Origin of the sequence: Mameliella sp. AT18 (assembly GCF_028807275.1) — a bacterium.
In the GTDB taxonomy this organism is placed as follows: Bacteria; Pseudomonadota; Alphaproteobacteria; order Rhodobacterales; family Rhodobacteraceae; genus Antarctobacter; species Antarctobacter albus.
The window spans coordinates 1-15,462 of record NZ_JARAMO010000033.1; the positions used below are offsets into that span (position 1 = coordinate 1).

16 protein-coding genes are annotated in these 15,462 nt (G+C 65.5%); 10 read left to right on the top strand and 6 right to left on the bottom strand.

All coding sequences use genetic code 11. The features are described from left to right. Positions 1-162: 162 nt before the first annotated feature. The 3 genes from PVW46_RS04085 (at position 163) to PVW46_RS04095 (ending at position 1,235) form a co-directional block, all read left to right on the top strand. A complete protein-coding gene (locus PVW46_RS04085) occupies positions 163-765 on the top strand; it encodes a protein-methionine-sulfoxide reductase heme-binding subunit MsrQ (protein WP_043138789.1) in 603 nt (200 codons plus the stop codon). Positions 766-837: 72 nt separating this feature from the next. Continuing rightward, a complete protein-coding gene (locus PVW46_RS04090; RefSeq protein ID WP_043138788.1) occupies positions 838-1,011 on the top strand; it encodes a DUF4169 family protein in 174 nt (57 codons plus the stop codon). Continuing rightward, positions 1,008-1,235 (top strand): ribbon-helix-helix domain-containing protein, encoded by a 228-nt coding sequence (locus PVW46_RS04095; RefSeq protein ID WP_043138787.1) that lies wholly within the window; start codon positions 1,008-1,010, stop codon positions 1,233-1,235. Before PVW46_RS04090 ends, PVW46_RS04095 begins: the two co-directional genes overlap by 4 nt. A 29-nt stretch (positions 1,236-1,264) precedes the next feature. Here the strand turns inward: PVW46_RS04095 and PVW46_RS04100 are convergent, their stop codons facing one another. The 3 genes from PVW46_RS04100 to PVW46_RS04110 form a co-directional block, all read right to left on the bottom strand. Beyond that, positions 1,265-2,341 carry an ABC transporter ATP-binding protein gene (locus PVW46_RS04100; RefSeq protein WP_043138786.1) on the bottom strand — a complete coding sequence of 359 codons (1,077 nt, stop codon included), beginning with the start codon at positions 2,339-2,341 and terminating at the stop codon, positions 1,265-1,267. A gap of 78 nt (positions 2,342-2,419) precedes the next feature. Further along, complete coding sequence (locus PVW46_RS04105) at positions 2,420-2,962, bottom strand: RSP_2648 family PIN domain-containing protein (RefSeq protein ID WP_069208870.1); 543 nt, start codon at positions 2,960-2,962, stop codon at positions 2,420-2,422. Continuing rightward, positions 2,959-4,167 (bottom strand): RSP_2647 family RNA methyltransferase, encoded by a 1,209-nt coding sequence (locus tag PVW46_RS04110; RefSeq protein ID WP_069208871.1) that lies wholly within the window; start codon positions 4,165-4,167, stop codon positions 2,959-2,961. The genes PVW46_RS04105 and PVW46_RS04110 overlap by 4 nt, the downstream gene beginning before the upstream one ends. A 162-nt stretch (positions 4,168-4,329) precedes the next feature. Here PVW46_RS04110 and edd point away from each other — a divergent pair, with 162 nt between their 5' ends. After that, positions 4,330-6,135, top strand: coding sequence for a phosphogluconate dehydratase (gene edd, locus PVW46_RS04115; protein WP_069208872.1), 1,806 nt, complete (start codon positions 4,330-4,332; stop codon positions 6,133-6,135). Between the two features lie 57 nt (positions 6,136-6,192). Next, complete coding sequence (locus PVW46_RS04120) at positions 6,193-6,837, top strand: bifunctional 4-hydroxy-2-oxoglutarate aldolase/2-dehydro-3-deoxy-phosphogluconate aldolase (RefSeq protein ID WP_069208873.1); 645 nt, start codon at positions 6,193-6,195, stop codon at positions 6,835-6,837. Positions 6,838-6,844: 7 nt separating this feature from the next. Here PVW46_RS04120 and PVW46_RS04125 read toward each other — a convergent pair whose 3' ends face one another. Further along, positions 6,845-7,126, bottom strand: coding sequence for a hypothetical protein (locus PVW46_RS04125; RefSeq protein ID WP_069208874.1), 282 nt, complete (start codon positions 7,124-7,126; stop codon positions 6,845-6,847). Then, positions 7,123-9,900, bottom strand: coding sequence for a [protein-PII] uridylyltransferase family protein (locus tag PVW46_RS04130; protein WP_069208875.1), 2,778 nt, complete (start codon positions 9,898-9,900; stop codon positions 7,123-7,125). Before PVW46_RS04130 ends, PVW46_RS04125 begins: the two co-directional genes overlap by 4 nt. 97 nt (positions 9,901-9,997) lie before the next feature. On the opposite strand from PVW46_RS04130, the gene PVW46_RS04135 reads away from it, so the two are divergent. The 5 genes from PVW46_RS04135 to PVW46_RS04155 all read left to right on the top strand — a co-directional run bounded on the left by PVW46_RS04135 (position 9,998) and on the right by PVW46_RS04155 (position 13,007). Next, a complete protein-coding gene (locus tag PVW46_RS04135) occupies positions 9,998-10,465 on the top strand; it encodes a YbaK/EbsC family protein (protein ID WP_069208876.1) in 468 nt (155 codons plus the stop codon). A 225-nt stretch (positions 10,466-10,690) separates the two neighbouring features. Further along, a complete protein-coding gene (locus PVW46_RS04140; protein WP_069208877.1) occupies positions 10,691-11,128 on the top strand; it encodes a DUF2852 domain-containing protein in 438 nt (145 codons plus the stop codon). 57 nt (positions 11,129-11,185) lie between these two features. Further along, positions 11,186-11,629, top strand: a complete 444-nt coding sequence (locus PVW46_RS04145; RefSeq protein ID WP_229754896.1) for an RDD family protein — start codon at positions 11,186-11,188, stop codon at positions 11,627-11,629. Positions 11,630-11,792: 163 nt separating this feature from the next. Then, complete coding sequence (locus tag PVW46_RS04150; protein WP_043138761.1) at positions 11,793-12,605, top strand: arginyltransferase; 813 nt, start codon at positions 11,793-11,795, stop codon at positions 12,603-12,605. 168 nt (positions 12,606-12,773) lie between these two features. Continuing rightward, entirely contained in the window at positions 12,774-13,007 is a 234-nt protein-coding gene (locus PVW46_RS04155; protein WP_069208878.1) for a hypothetical protein, read from the top strand. A gap of 96 nt (positions 13,008-13,103) precedes the next feature. Here PVW46_RS04155 and PVW46_RS04160 read toward each other — a convergent pair whose 3' ends face one another. Further along, positions 13,104-15,458 (bottom strand): TRAP transporter large permease subunit, encoded by a 2,355-nt coding sequence (locus PVW46_RS04160; RefSeq protein WP_043138756.1) that lies wholly within the window; start codon positions 15,456-15,458, stop codon positions 13,104-13,106. Positions 15,459-15,462: the final 4 nt, after the last annotated feature.

The window sequence follows — 15,462 nt, forward strand, 5'->3', positions numbered from 1 at the left end:
CGAGGGGCCAGCCCCTCGCGCTCCCCGGGGTATTTCAGCCAAGAAGAAACAGGGGCGCCGGGCCAAGTGTCAGGCGCCCTTTCTTTGTGTTGCGGTCCTTTTGAGCGACGGGAATGCCGCACTGCGGCGTATCAGTCCTGTCCCGATCGAAAGGAGGGCCCGATGTCCCGTTTTTCTCCCTATTGGCTTTGGCTGGCCCTGTCCCTGCCCGGTCTTGGCATGGCCTATGATCTCGCAACGTCGACCAACCCGCACATTGCCCATATCCTCGTGCATCCCACCGGCGAATTCGCCGCGCGGTTCCTGATCATTGCGATGCTGGCGACGCCCCTGATGCTGCTCTTCAAGGGGTGGCGTGGGCCGCGTTGGCTCAGGAAGAACCGCCGCTATTTCGGCGTGGCGGCCTTTGCCTACGCGCTGGCGCATACGGTGTTCTACCTGGTCGACAAGGCCACGCTGGAACGGATCGTGGACGAGTTGCCCCGGCTATACATCTGGACCGGTTGGCTGGCCTTTGCGATCTTCGTGCCGCTGGCCGTGACCTCGATGGACTATTTCGTCCGGATCATGGGGCCGCGCTGGAAGCACTTGCAACGCTGGACCTATCCCGCCGCCGCGCTGACGCTGGTGCATTGGGCGGCGCTGCATGACTGGGGGCACCCGGCGGCCGCGCTGGTGCATTTCGGGCCGCTGGTCGCGCTCGAGGTCTACCGCGTCTGGTACTGGTATCTGCGCCCGCGTCCGATGCGGACCAGCGGCGCCTGAGCGGCTTGTACAAAACGTCGGAAACCGCGTAGGTTTTGTACAATACGCACATGTGTCGGCGGAGCGCAGGTCATGTCCAAACTGGTCAATCTCAACCGCTTCAAGAAGCAGAAGGCGCGCGACGACAAGCGACGCGCAGGCGATCGGAATGCCGCGCGCCACGGGGTGAGCAAGTCGGAAAAGGACCTGGCCGAGGCCCGGCGGGCCAAGGCCGAACGCGATCTGGACGGGCATGAAAAGGAATGAGCGGTCGGCCGGTCAAGCATTCCCTGACTCTCAAGGGGCACCGGACATCGGTGTCCCTGGAAGAGGAATTCTGGCGGGAGTTTCGCCGCATCGCCCGCGAAGATGGGCTTACGATCAATGCCTTGGCGGCCAATATTGATGTTGGTAGGGATCCGGACGTCGGGCTCGCGTCCTCGATCCGGGTGTACGTCCTGCAAAGGGCGCTGGCCTCACGCGATGCCTGAGGTTTTATCCACAGGCTCCTGTGAATAAATCAGGATGCCGGAAAGACAAAGCAACGATCCCGGCGGATGCTCAGCCACATCGGTGTGCCGGGTTTCGGCAAGAAGACATTGGGCACCGTGGCGCGCAGCTTTTCGCCATCGTGGTCCATGCGAAATTCCACCAGGCTTTCCGACCCCATGAACCGCGCCCGCTGCACCACGCCGCGCGCCGGGGCGCCGGTCTTGGCCGAAGGGCTGGGTCCCTTGCCTGCGCGGTCAAAGTCGATGCCGACGTGCTGGGGCCGAAAGACGATCTCGACACGGCTGCCATCGGCATAGCCGGGCGCCAGGAACTGGCCAAAGGGCGTGGCCACAAGGGCGCCTTTGACTTCACCTCGGATCGTGTTGATATCGCTGAAAAATGCCACCGCCTCGCGATCGGCCGGGGCATTGTAGATATTGTAGGGCGCGCCCTGCTGGACGATATGCCCCTGTCGCATCAGCGCGATCTCGTCGGCCATGCGCATCGCCTCTTCGGGTTCATGCGTGACCAAGAGGACCGAGGTGCCTTCCTCCTTGAGCAGTTCCAGCGTCTCGTCCCGGATGCCATCGCGCAGCCGGTTGTCGAGGCCGGAAAACGGCTCGTCCATCAGCATCAGCCGCGGTTTGGGTGCCAATGCGCGGGCCAGGGCCACACGTTGTTGTTCCCCGCCAGACAATTGGTGCGGGTAGTCGTCGATGTAGCCGGCCAGACCGACCCGTTCGAGGTATTCCTTGGCCCGCGCGCGTTTTTCAGAGGCCGAGGTTTTGAGCCCGAAGGCCACGTTCTCGCCCACGCTAAGGTGCGGGAAAAGCGCGAAATCCTGGAACATCAACCCGACGGAGCGCCGTTCCGGCGGCACCCGGACGACCGTGTCGCAAATCAGGTTGCCGTCGATGTAGATCGAACCGGAATCCTGCATCTCGACCCCGGCGATGATCCGCAAGGTCGTCGACTTGCCGCAACCCGACGGACCCAGCAGGCAGGTCACCTTGCCCGGTTGAATCGTCAGCGAAACGTTGTTCACCACCGGTTTGCCGTCGTAGCGGCGGATGATGTCGCGGATCTCCAGTCGGGGTGCCTGCACGGGGTGTCCTTTGTCGTCTCCGACGGAAAGCATCGGGTTTTCACAGACAGATAAAGCGCGCGGCCCCGCCCCGCAAGGTCAGCCGCCCAAGGCCTTGCCCAGGCGCGGCAGCCGCGCCTTTTTCATCAAGGCCCGCATGGTCCATGCCTCGCCCGAGAGCCGTTCGGCCTCGGCCCGGACATTTTCGCCGACCTGCGCCATGATCTCCGGTTGAGCCTGGTGAAACCCAAGCAGGAAACCATCCGGATCAGCCCGGCTCAGCCCCTCTTCGGCGAGGACGTTGCGGGGAAAATCGCTGGCATTCATGGTGACGATGACATCCGCATGTCCCGCGATGGCGGCGGCCAGAACATGCGTGTCATTGGCGTCTGGCAGCCACAGGCGCTTTTCCAGCGACGGCGGGTAAGTCACCTCGGCCTTAGGCCATGCGGCACGGACAAGGGCGATCTCTGCCCGCGCCTGCGCCTCTCCCTCCGGGCCCAGCTTGCGCGCAGCACGGGCCCATTCCTCGAGGATGCGTTCGGACCAGAGCGGCGTGTAGAGACCGGCGCGGGCCGCGCCCAGCAGGACCTCGCGCATCACCGTCGGGTATAGAACGCAGGTGTCCAGCAGGACCTTCACAGGCGGAACACCAGCGCTTTGAGATAGCCGGACTCAGCCAGTTGCGGCAGCAATGGATGGTCCGGCCCGGCAAAGCCCGTGTGCAGCAGCTGCGCGCGGCGTCCGGACCGGCCGATGCCCCGCAGGCAGGCGCCGGTAAAGGCGTTCAGATCCGCCGCATGGGAACAGGAACAGAGCACAAGGTAGCCGTCTTTCGCCACCAGAGGCGCGGCCAGGCGGGCCACGCGCTCATAGGCGCGCAGGCCCTTTTCCAGCGCGGGTTTGTTCGGGGCAAAGGCCGGCGGATCGCAGATCACCAGGTCAAACCGTGTATCTTCGCCGGACAGCGCCTCGAGCGTGTCGAAGGCATCGCCTTGCCGGGTGGCAAAACGGTCAGAGGCGCCCATGCGCCGCGCGCCCTCTTCGGCCAGGGTCAGCGCGGGCGCCGATCCGTCGACCGCAAGCGCGCTGTTGGCGCCGCCTGCCAGTGCCGCCAGGGCAAACCCGCCGACATGGGAAAAGACATCCAGAACCGAATGCCCCCGCGCGAGCCGGGCCGCGAACCCGTGGTTCTCGCGCTGGTCATAGAACAGGCCGGTTTTCTGCCCGCCGGTCAGGTCGGCCATGTAGGTGGCGCCGTTCATCTCGACTGGCACAGGCGCCTCTGGCGCAGCACCGCGCAGGACCGCGTCGACGTCATCCAGCCCTTCCAGCGTGCGGCCTCGTCCGGCGGCGTTCTTCAGCACGTTGGTCACGCCGGTCACCTCGACCAGCGCGTCCGTGAGTATCTCAAGATGCGCCTCGGCCCAGGCCGCGTTGGGCTGCATCACGCAGGTGTCGCCGAAGCGGTCGATCACCAGACCGGGCAGCCCGTCGCCCTCGGCATGGACCAGCCGGTAGAACGGCTCGTCATAGGCCGCTTCGCGCAGCGACAGCGCCTTGCTCAGCCGCGCGGCCAGCCAGTCGCGATCGACAACCGCCGTCGCGTCGCGGTCCAGCACCCGCGCCACGATACGCGAGCCCGGGTTGACCGCGACCGTGGCCAGCGGCTTGCGCTCGCCGTCCTCCAGCGTCGCGATGCTGCCCGGCGCCAGCGCCTTGCTGCGCCGGTCCATGACCAGCTCGTTGTCAAAGACCCAGGGCGCGCCCCGGCGAATGGCGCGCGCATTGGCCTTGGGTTTCAGCCGCAGAACCGGGCGGTCGGGTATGGTCTTGGAATCCGTCATGCGCTTCGCTTAACTGTATTTGCGTGCCCGGGAAAGCGCCGCCGTGCAGGCAAATGCCCGATCCGTCGTGGTCGGCGGACGATCTGGCCTTTACCGTTAGCGCTAACTGTCGTATGTGAGGCGCATAGCCAAGCCAGAGACGATCCCCGGAGGGAGACCCGAATGCCGCTTGATGCCACCATCGCGCGTGTCACCGCCCGTATCGAAGCCCGTTCCGAGCAGATGCGCAGCACCTATCTTGACCGGATGCGCCGCGCCGCCGACGAGGGCCCGCGCCGGGCGCATCTGACCTGCGGCAATCAGGCCCATGCCTATGCCGCCATGACCGGCGACAAGGACACGCTGGCCGAGGGGCGTGCGCCCAACCTGGGAATCGTGACCGCCTACAACGACATGCTTTCGGCCCACCAGCCGTTCGAGACCTATCCGCAGGTGATCCGCGCCGCCGCACGCGAGGCCGGCGGCACCGCGCAGGTCGCGGGTGGCGTGCCTGCCATGTGCGACGGCGTCACCCAGGGTCAGGTCGGCATGGAGCTGTCTCTGTTCTCTCGCGACGTGATCGCGCTGGCGACGGGTGTGGCGCTCAGCCACAACACCTTTGACGCGGCCGTCTACCTTGGGGTCTGCGACAAGATCGTGCCGGGGCTGGTGATCGCCGCCGCGACCTTCGGCTATATCCCCGGTCTGTTCATTCCCGCCGGTCCGATGACCAGCGGCTTGCCCAACGACGAAAAGGCCAAGGTGCGCCAGCAGTTTGCCACCGGCGAGGTCGGCCGCGACAAGCTGATGGAGGCCGAGATGGCCTCGTACCACGGGCCGGGCACCTGCACCTTCTACGGCACCGCCAATTCCAACCAGATGCTGATGGAGTTCATGGGGCTGCACCTGCCGGGCACCAGTTTCATCAACCCGGGCACCCCGCTGCGCGAGGCGCTGACCGTCGAGGCCGCGAAACACGCGCTGTCGATCACGAACCTGGGAAATGCCTACCGGCCCGTCTGCGACGTGCTGGACGCCAAGGCCTTTGTGAACGGGATCGTCGGGCTTATGGCGACGGGGGGCTCGACAAACCTTGTCCTGCACCTGCCTGCGATGGCGCGCGCCGCGGGCGTCGCGCTGGAACTGGAGGATTTCGACGAGATCAGTTCCGTCACGCCGCTGATGGCCAAGGTCTATCCCAACGGCCTTGCCGACGTGAACCATTTCCACGCGGCGGGCGGGCTGCAATACATGATCGGCGACCTTCTGGACGCGGGCCTGCTGCACGACGACGTCAAGACCGTGGCGGGCGACGGGCTGTCGCTCTACACCCGTGAGCCGGTCCTTGAGAACGGCGCGATCTCGTATCGCGACGGCCCGCGCGACACCCAGAACGACAAGATCCTGCGTCCCGCGCGCGATCCCTTCCAGGCCACCGGCGGGTTGAAGCAACTGTATGGCAACCTTGGCCACGGCATGATCAAGGTTTCTGCCGTCGCGCCCGAACGCCACGTGATCGAGGCGCCCTGCCGCATCTTCCACGACCAGGAAAGCGTCAAGACCGCCTTCAAGGCCGGTGAGTTCACCTCGGACACGGTCGTCGTCGTCCGCTTTCAGGGGCCGTCCTCCAACGGGATGCCGGAACTGCACGGGCTGACGCCGACGCTGGCGGTGCTGCAGGACCGGGGGCTTAAGGTGGCGCTTGTCACCGATGGCCGCATGTCCGGCGCCAGTGGCAAGGTGCCCGCCGCGATCCATGTCTCGCCCGAGGCGGCCAACGGCGGCCCGCTGGCGCGGCTGCGTGACGGCGACGTGGTGCGCGTGGATGCGGTCCAGGGCACGATCGAGACGCTGGCCGAGGATTTCGACAGCCGCGAGCCGGTGCAGGCGGACCTGACCGGCAATGGCCACGGTGTCGGGCGCGAGCTGTTCGAGGCGTTCCGCCAGAATGTCGGCCTTGCCTCCAATGGCGCCGCCGTGGTGGTGTGACCGCAGCATCGTCTTTGTAAGAATACCCAATCCCAACGACCCAAGGGAGCTATGCCCATGACCCCCCAGGACGCCAGCCAGAGCAACGAGGCGCTCTGCCGTCTTGCCCCCGTGATCCCCGTTCTGGTGGTCGATGATGTGGCAATCGCCCGCCCTCTGGCCGAGGCGCTGGTCGCCGGTGGCCTGCCGGTGCTGGAGGTGACGCTGCGCACGCCCGTGGCGCTGGACGCGATCCGCGAAATGGCACAGGTCGAAGGCGGGATCGTCGGCGCGGGCACCCTGCTGACGCCGCAGGACGTGGCGGCCGCCAAGGAGGCCGGTGCGAAATTCGGTGTCTCGCCCGGCGCGACAGACCGGCTGCTGCAGGCCTGCGAGGACGCCGACCTGCCGCTGCTTCCCGGCGCCGCCACCTCGTCCGAGGCGATGCGCCTGCTGGAACGCGGCTATTCCGTGCAAAAGTTCTTTCCGGCCGAGGCCAATGGCGGCGTGCCCGCGCTGAAATCCATCGGCGCGCCCATCCCGCAGGTGCGGTTCTGCCCCACGGGTGGCGTCAGCCCGGCCAATGCGCCCGACTACCTGGCCCTGTCCAACACGCTCTGCGTCGGTGGCAGCTGGGTCGCCCCCAAGGACGCGGTGGCCAAGGGCGACTGGGCCCGGATCGAGGACCTGGCCCGCGAAGCGGCTGCCCTGCCCCGCAGTTGAACCCCGCTCAGGCCTCGCCCGACGGGCGGGGCCGTGACTTCCAGCCGCCCCGGCGTCGCGGCTTTTGCGCCTGTTCCAGCCCCTCGCGCAGTACCTGTGTCATCGGGTGGTCGGCGTTTTCACCGTAACGCGCCAAGAGGCCGCCGATCAGCACCTGCATGTCGGCCCCATCCGGCGCCGACAACGCCCAGTCCAGGAAGATCGACCGGCATTCTTCTGCCGTCAGCCCCTCCATCGCGTAGGCTTCCACCATCAGGCCCTTGGGGTCGCTTGCATTACCCTTGCTCATGTCTCGTTCTCCGGTTCCGGCAGCACTTTGCCGATGATCTCTGCCGCGCGGCCCGCTTGTCTCTCAAGGTCCGCCCGCATGCTCTCCATGTCCGGGGCCTCTGCCAGGCGCAACAGGAAGGTGCAGCCGCCAAGGCCCAGTTTCTCCGGGTCGATCGCCTCTTCGCTGACCAGTCTTGCCCCGATCTGCAAGGACCAGAACAGCTCGTAGGCGGCGATCAAAGCGGCGCGATCCGCCTCGTCCAGCCACTTGGCCAGCCGCAGCGCGCGCGGCGCCTCGCGCACCGGGCGCCCCGCCTCGAGCGCGCAAAGCTGCGCGAACAACTCGATGTCCTGCAGGCGCCCCGGGCCGATCTTGGCATCCAGCGGTCCGCCCGGCCCCTTGGCCGCGGCGATCCGCGCCCGCATCTCGGCCACGCCGCGCCGAACCTCCTGCACGTCTCTGGCCTTGCCGATGACCTCCTTGCGCAGCGCCTCGACGTCCTCGGCCAGTTCCAACGGCCCCGCGACAACCCGTGCCCGTGTCAGCGCAAGGTGTTCCCAGACCCAGGCCTCTTCGCGCTGGTAGCTCTGGAACGAGGCCCAGGAGGTTGCCACCGGCCCCTGGTTGCCCGAGGGCCGCAGCCGCATGTCGATCTCGTATAGCTTGCCCTCGGACATGGCCGCGGTCATCGCGGTGATCAGCGCCTGCGTCAGTCGGGCGTAATAGGTGCGGCTGGCCAGCGGCTTGCGGCCCTCCGAGGCCTCGACGCCCTCGGCATCGTAGATCACGATCACGTCGAGGTCGGAGCGCGCGTGCTGGCGCCGCGCCCCCAGCGAGCCCATGCCCAGCACAACCGCGCCGCGCCCCGGCGGGGTGCCGTGTTTTTCGGCGAACATCTTCTGGACCTCTGGCCAGACGGCGGCCAGCGAGGCGCCCGCCAAATCCGCATAGGCCTTGCCCGCTTCTTCCGGCCCCATCAGTCCGCGCAAGAGGTGCACACCGATGCGGAAATGCCAGTCCTTGGCCCAGCGGCGGGCGGCGTCCAGCTTGCGCTCGTAATCCCCGGCCTCTTGCAGTTGCGCAACCAGCGCCGCCCGCAATGCATCCGGGCCCGGCCAGTCGCTGAAGAAATCACCCGCGATCACCGCGTCGAAAACACTGGCATTGCGCGACAGGTAGCGCGCCAGGTCCGGCGAGGTCCCGACGATGTCCACAAGCAGGTCGATCAACTGGTGATTGGCCTCGAAGAGCGAGAACAGCTGCACCCCGGCGGGCAACCCAGCCAGGAAACTGTCAAAGGCCTTCAGTGCCTCTTCGGGGCGGTCGGTCTGGCCCAACCGGCGCAGGATCTCGGGGCGCAGGCGTTCAAAGATAGTGACCGCCCGCTGCGACCGCAGGCAAGGATAGTTGAGCCAGCGCCCCGGCACCGGGCTGTCGGCAAAGACCTCGGGCACCTCCTGGTCCTTGCCGCTGCCGGGGGCAAAGAACCCCTCGGTCAGGTCGTGGACCTCGGTCAGGCGGTCGGTCAGCTCGCGCTTGACCTCTGCAAGGTCGCGCCCCATCAGGCAGGCCAGCCGTTCCATCCCCTCGGGGGATTTCGGCAAGTCGTGGGTCTGCGCATCCCCGATCATCTGGATGCGGTGTTCGACTTCACGGTGGGCCCGGTAATGCCCGCTCAGCACCCTGGCGACGTCGCCCGGAATCCAGCCCTTGTCCGCCAAACGCCCCAGCCCCTCGACCGTGCCGCGCACGCGCAATTCCGGATCGCGCCCGCCGGCGATCAGCTGCCGGGTCTGGGTAAAGAACTCGATCTCGCGGATGCCGCCGCGCCCCAGTTTCATGTTATGGCCGGGAAGGCTGATGCCGCCGCCCAGGCCCTTGTGCTCGCGGATGCGCAGGCGCATGTCATGCGCGTCCTGGATGGCCGCGAAATCCAGGTGCTTGCGCCAGACGAAAGGGGTCAGAACCTCCAGGAACCGCGCGCCGGCATCCATATCACCGGCCGAGGGGCGCGCCTTGATATAGGCGGCCCGCTCCCAGGTGCGCCCGACGCTTTCGTAATAGCGTTCCGCCGCCTCCATCGCCATGCAGACCGGCGTCACCGCCGGATCGGGGCGCAGCCGCAGATCGGTGCGAAAGACATAGCCTTCGCCTGTGAGGTCGTTCAGCGTTGCGGCCATCTTGCGCGTCGCCCTAACCAGGCTGGCGCGCGCCTCGTGGTAGTCGTCCGGGTCGTACTGCTGTTCGTCGAAAAGGCAGATCAGGTCGATGTCCGAGGAGTAATTCAGCTCTCCGGCGCCCATCTTGCCCATCGCCAGCGCGACCATGCCACCCGCCGTGGCAATGTCATCCTCGGTCTTGCCGGGCAGCTTGCCGCGCGTGATCTCGGGCGTGATCGCCGCCCGCAGCGCCAGCGAGACCGACAGGTCCGCGAACTCGCTGAGTGTCCCCGTGACCTGTTCCAGTTCCCAGGCGCCGGACAGGTCGCACAGTGCGATCAGCAGCGCCATCCGTCGCTTGGCCTGCCGCAATGCCACGCCGATCTGGGCCGGTGTCACTTTGTCGAGATCGGCGTACAAGGCCCTGACCGCGCCTTCCGGGTCCATGACCGCGCCTTCCAGCCAGCCCGCCTCCTTGCCGATGAGGCCCCGCAGGTAGGGGCTTGATCCGCCCGTGCCTTTGATGAGTTCGGCCATTGCCCCCGTGGCCCAGGGACAGTCTTCCAATGCCTCGGTGCCTCGGTCGGGTTCGAAGGCACGCGGCGTGCGGGTCATGCGTCGTTCCAGCGTCATGGCGGCAGATGGCCACCAAACGCGACCGAGCGCAACTCCCTTGCAGCCGCCCCGCCCCTGTCCCAGTCTGCGCCCCGAAGCAGCAGGGACCAGGGTGATGAGCAAGAGTTTGAAACGTGTCCGCAAGGCGCTCGAGGATGCGGGGCTGGCCCATGAAATCCGCGAGGTCGGCCAGGCGCGCACCGCGCAGGAAGCCGCCGACAGCGTCGGCTGCCACCTCGACCAGATCGCCAAGTCGATCATCTTTCGCGCCGAGGACAGCGGCGAGGCGGTGCTCTTCCTGACCGCCGGTGGCAACAAGGTCTGCGCCGAGAAGGCCACGGCCCTGGCGGGTGAACCCCTGGGCAAGGCGGATGCCGCGCTGATCCGCGCCCAGACCGGCTTTGCCATTGGCGGCGTGTCCCCGGTCGGGCACCTGAATCCGATCCGCGCCTGGATTGACCCCCGGTTGCTGGAATTCGAAGACGTCTGGGCCGCCGCCGGAACGCCCCGGCATGTCGTTGCAATGGATCCCCGAGAGCTGCCGCGCCTGACCGGGGCAGTCGAGGCCGATTTCACGCTTTGACCGGCGCCGGAACCGCGGCCTTGCGTCGTTTGTGCGGGAAATTTCCGTCGGGAAAGCGGTCAGGGGGCATTCAGGTGGCCGCCGATTTTCATAATAAGGATCTGATATGAATTGTGATTATGGATAATGTAAAAAACATTCACATCGCCCCTTGAAAGCCCCGGACCAAACTCCGATCTGATGTAATGTGAAAGGCATTCACATAACGAACAAACGGAGAGAGACATGACCACCGCCGCTTATACGAGCCACCTGCCCGCCAATGCCGGCTGGTTCGCACGGGCCGAGGCATGGCTGGATCACAAGGGGAAAGGCGCATGGATCGCGGCAATGGTCCTGGGCTTCGTCTTCTTCTGGCCCGTCGGCCTTGCCCTTCTCGCCTACATGATCTGGAGCAAACGCATGTTCAGCAAGTCCTGCCGCACCGCCTCGCGTCACCATGAGGGCCGCAAGGCCGCCTGGGCCGCGATGAAGCCCTCGGGCAACAGCGCCTTCGACGCCTACAAGGCCGATACGCTGCGCCGCCTCGAAGCGGAACAGGAGGCTTTTGAACAGTTCCTGGAACGCCTCCGCGAAGCCAAGGACAAGTCCGAGTTCGACCAGTTCATGGACGACCGCGAGCGCCGGGCCAAGGCCGAGGCCGACGAATCCGAAAACGCCTGATCGAACGGGCGCCCCTGCTTCGGGGGCGCCCTGCCCTTTACCTCGCTGGAGCCAACGATGTATTCCGACACCATGTCCCACCTGCCCGACCCTGACCGCCAGGCGGCCTTTTACGATGGCGTGACCGTCAAGCGCGGCTTGGCCTGGGTGGTGGACACCGTGCTGATTTCTCTGATTACCCTGCCCATCGCCGTCTTTTCCATCGTCGGCCTGTTCATGTTGCCGCTGATGTTCCTGGTGATCGGGTTTCTCTACCGATGGATGAGCATCGCCGGAAAATCCTCGACCCCTGGAATGCGGCTGATGAACATCGAATTCCGCAATGCCTGGGGCGAACGCTTTGACGGCGGAGAGGCCTTCCTGCACACGCTGGGCTATACGTTGATCGCAACCACGGTGATTCTGCAGATTGCCTCGATCGTGCTGATGTTCGTCAGCGAGCGGGGCCAGGGCTTGCACGACATGGTATTGGGCACCGTCGCCCTGAACCGTCGCGCCTGAGGCAACAGAAGCGCCCCTGGCGCGGGATTTATCCCGCCATGAGCGCTGTTTACCAAGAATTCGGAAAGGCCCCGCCGTTGCGGGGGCTTGCCGTGTCGAAAGGCTTGGCGCGCGGCGGGATCGTTGTTACCGTTTCGTTAAATTTGACGAAGGTATCCGCTCGATGCGTCACTCGCTTCCGCTTGCACCGCAGTTCTACGTCACTGCTCCCCAGCCTTGCCCGTACCTTGCGGACAGGATGGAACGGAAGCTGTTTACTGCCCTGCAAGGAGATGCCGCGCAAAAACTGAATGACTCCCTGTCCAAGCAGGGTTTCCGCCGGTCACAGAACGTCCTGTACAGGCCATCCTGCGCCGATTGCGCGGCCTGCCTGTCGGCCCGGATCGACGTCACGCGCTTTCAGCCCACGCGCAACCAGCGCAAGGTCATCAAGCGCAACGCGGGTCTCGAACGCCGCGCTACCAGCCCCTGGGCGACGGAGGAGCAATACGACCTGTTCCGCCGCTACCTGGATGCGCGCCATGCCGATGGTGGCATGGCCGACATGGACGTGTTCGAGTTTGCGGCCATGATCGAGGAAACACCGATCCGCAGCCGCGTGATCGAGTATTTCGACCCCGAGAGCGACAAGCTGGTGGCGACCTGCCTGACCGATATGCTCGATGACGGTCTGTCGATGGTCTATTCCTTCTACGAACCGGACATGGCACGCCGGTCGCTGGGAAAATGGATGATCCTCGATCATATCGAGATCGCGCGCGAGGCGGGCCTGCCCTACGTCTACCTGGGCTACTGGGTGCCGGGCAGCGACAAGATGGGTTACAAGGCCGAGTTCGACGCGCTGGAGATCTACCGGCGCGGGGTCTGGGAACGGCTCGAGAACGCCAGCGATTTCTCCTCGGATACGCATCCGCTATCGACCGATCCCATCGCCGAGCAGGTCGCGAACATCTCTTTCCCCGACACGCGCGGCTGAGAGCTGGTCAAGGGTTCGTGAACTGATCTGCCCGTTTCGCTGATGGACAAGAAATGTCGGCAATAGACGCAATTCTTGGTTGCGCTAACCTATCAATGCGTGCATCCCCTCAAATTTGACCAAGCGGTAAAAACCCGTACCGGGACAAGCCGCAAGAGGACCGATCGGATGCCATCTCACCAAGATCAGCTGCGCACTCTCCTTAACGCGCTGGAATCCTGCGACCTGGAAACCCGAATAGACGTCGTCCGCGAGGTGGCCGTCCCGCTGCTGGAACACTTGGGCTATTCGCTGGCCCGCGATGCGGCGGCAACGGCGGCTTCTTCGGCCTTCATCCTGGCAGCCGACCTGGAAAAGCGGCTGGCCAAGATCGGCTCCATGATCTCGGATGACGACGCCTAGACCGGCGCCGCATCCTTGGAATCGTCCGGACAGAAAAGGGCGGGCCCACTGGCCCGCCCTTTGTGTTTTCGGCATTTCTCGCGCCCGTCTCCCGGATCAGTGCCCCAGGATGGCCGGCACGATGGTCACGATCCCCGGGAACAGCGCCAGGATCGCCAGTCCGACAACCTGGATCAGGACGAAGGGGATCACCCCGCGATAGATATGGCCGGTCGTGACTTCCTTGGGGGCGACCCCGCGCAGGTAGAACAGCGCGAAGCCGAACGGCGGTGTCAGGAAGGAGGTCTGCAGGTTCACCGCGATCATGATCGTCACCCATTTCGGATCGAAATGCGCGCCGTAGATCACCGGCCCGACGATCGGGATCACGATGTAGATGATCTCGAGGAAGTCGAGCACGAAGCCCAGGATGAACAGGATGATCATCACGATGATGAAGGCCGTGCGCGGATCGTCGTAGCTGCGCAGGAAGTCCTGGATGTATTCCTCTCCCCCAAAGGAGATGACCACCAGGTTCAGCAGCTGCGAGGCCACGAGGATGGTAAAGACCATCGACGTCACCTTGGCCGTCTCCCGCACCGCCGGTGTCAGAACCCCGGACCGGAACAGCACCCAGCAGCTGAACAGCAGCCCGAAGAAGGCATAGAGCCAGCAGGCATAGGCAAAGAGGAAGGCAAGCCAGGTCGCGCCGCTGACCTCTTCGACGTTGATCCGCAGGTCGAAGTTGACGCCGGTCAGGATCATCAGGATCACCGCGAGGGTCGACCAGATGATGATGCGCGGGCTGCGATCTTCTTCCGACAGCTTGCGATAGGCGGCCAGCATGATGGCCCCTGCCGCCCCCAGCGCCGCCGCGGGCGTCGGGTTGGTGATGCCGCCAAGGATCGAACCCAGCACCGCCACGATCAGGACCAGCGGCGGGAAGACCACGCGCAACAGCTCGTTCCTGGACAAGAGCTTCATCGCGTAGACGCAGCCGTAGATCGTGATGGCCCAGGGCAGGACCATCAGCACGACGGTCAGCATCGCCGAACTCGTCGGTCCGATCAGCAGGATGTCCACCACCAGGCCCAGGATGATCCCCACCGCCCCGATCTGCAGTGGCAGCGGGTTCGACGAGGGCGAAACGCCCCGCGCCACGGCCAGGATCAGGCCAAAGATCACCGCCAAAGTCGCGATCCCGGTGCCGATGGGGGCCGCGTTGGCGATCTTTTCGGCCTGCAGCTCGGCGATGCGATCGTCGCTCAGACGGGTGCTTTGCTGAGCACCGCCCTGGGCGTCGATCTCGGCCTGTTCGGCCACCGCCTTGTCCCAAGCCGCCTGACCGTGCAGGTCGATCATCGAGGCCTTGCACTGGTCCGAGACATTGGTGCGCAGCGAGGCGGCGTCACCGGTTTCCGAGAAGCTGTCGACCTTGACCGACTGGCTGCCGACCATGCCGACCTCTGCCAGCAGGATCGTGCCCGCGATGAGCGCGATGGGCACACCGAGATACCAGGTAAAGGCCTCGCCCCGGGTGACCGGTTCGCCCTCGCCGCCGTCCAGCGTGACCGCCGGCGCCTTGGAGGGGTTCAGCATCGCGTAGCCAAAGGCATAGAGCGCATAGAGCAGCGCCAGCAGGATCCCCGGCAGCAGGGCCGCCTGGAACAGCGTACCGACCGATACCACCGCCGGTTCGCCAAGGAAGGTCAGCGCGTCGGAACAGCCGGCCAGTTGTGCCCGGTCTTCCTGTGCCGCGGAATAAAGATCCCCCGCCAGCGTGCCCAGGAGAACGATCACGATGGAGGGGGGGATGATCTGCCCCAGCGTCCCGGAGGCCGCGATGACCCCGGTCGCCAGTTCCGGCGCATAGTTGTTGCGCAGCATGGTGGGCAGGGCCAGCAGGCCCATCGTCACCACGGTGGCGCCGACGATCCCGGTCGAGGCGGCCAGGAAGGCGCCGACGACGACGATGCTGACGGCCAGACCGCCCGGCAACGGGCCAAAGACGCGTGCCATCGTGGTCAGTAGGTCGTTGGCGATCTTCGAGCGTTCCAGCACGATGCCCATCAGGACGAACATCAAGACCGCCAGCAGCGTCTCGATCGACTGACCCGCGATCACCCGTTCGTTGATCCGGTTGACGATGAACGAGACGTTGCGGTCCATCGCGGTTTCCCACCCCTGCGGGAACACCGGAACCTCGACCCTTGGCAATTCCGGGTATCGGAAGATCGAGATCGCCTTCTCGTTGGCCCCGCTGGCAAGCAGGGCATTGTAGGCCTCCGACCCGGTGTCGATCGCCTGGTGTATCAGCAGACCCGCGCTATCGAGGGCCGCGATGATCCCGAAGGAAATGATCCCCGCGCCGCCGATGGCAAAGGCCACCGGAAAGCCCGACAGGATCGCCGAAAAGAGCGTCAGAAAGACGATGATCAGGCCGATCTCGACGCCATCCAATCCAAACAACATGCGC

Excerpts from the sequence above, each read along its gene's own strand:
- PVW46_RS04135 (WP_069208876.1), top strand. The coding sequence starts at position 9,998 with ATGAGCAAGAGTTTGAAACGTGTCCGCAAGGCGCTCGAGGATGCGGGG.
- PVW46_RS04090 (WP_043138788.1), top strand. The coding sequence starts at position 838 with ATGTCCAAACTGGTCAATCTCAACCGCTTCAAGAAGCAGAAGGCGCGC.
- edd (WP_069208872.1), top strand. The coding sequence starts at position 4,330 with ATGCCGCTTGATGCCACCATCGCGCGTGTCACCGCCCGTATCGAAGCC.
- PVW46_RS04145 (WP_229754896.1), top strand. The coding sequence starts at position 11,186 with ATGTATTCCGACACCATGTCCCACCTGCCCGACCCTGACCGCCAGGCG.
- PVW46_RS04150 (WP_043138761.1), top strand. The coding sequence starts at position 11,793 with ATGCGTCACTCGCTTCCGCTTGCACCGCAGTTCTACGTCACTGCTCCC.
- PVW46_RS04110 (WP_069208871.1), bottom strand. The coding sequence starts at position 4,167 with ATGACGGATTCCAAGACCATACCCGACCGCCCGGTTCTGCGGCTGAAA.
- PVW46_RS04160 (WP_043138756.1), bottom strand. The coding sequence starts at position 15,458 with ATGTTGTTTGGATTGGATGGCGTCGAGATCGGCCTGATCATCGTCTTT.
- PVW46_RS04120 (WP_069208873.1), top strand. The coding sequence starts at position 6,193 with ATGACCCCCCAGGACGCCAGCCAGAGCAACGAGGCGCTCTGCCGTCTT.
- PVW46_RS04095 (WP_043138787.1), top strand. The coding sequence starts at position 1,008 with ATGAGCGGTCGGCCGGTCAAGCATTCCCTGACTCTCAAGGGGCACCGG.
- PVW46_RS04125 (WP_069208874.1), bottom strand. The coding sequence starts at position 7,126 with ATGAGCAAGGGTAATGCAAGCGACCCCAAGGGCCTGATGGTGGAAGCC.
- PVW46_RS04140 (WP_069208877.1), top strand. The coding sequence starts at position 10,691 with ATGACCACCGCCGCTTATACGAGCCACCTGCCCGCCAATGCCGGCTGG.
- PVW46_RS04085 (WP_043138789.1), top strand. The coding sequence starts at position 163 with ATGTCCCGTTTTTCTCCCTATTGGCTTTGGCTGGCCCTGTCCCTGCCC.
- PVW46_RS04155 (WP_069208878.1), top strand. The coding sequence starts at position 12,774 with ATGCCATCTCACCAAGATCAGCTGCGCACTCTCCTTAACGCGCTGGAA.
- PVW46_RS04130 (WP_069208875.1), bottom strand. The coding sequence starts at position 9,900 with ATGACGCTGGAACGACGCATGACCCGCACGCCGCGTGCCTTCGAACCC.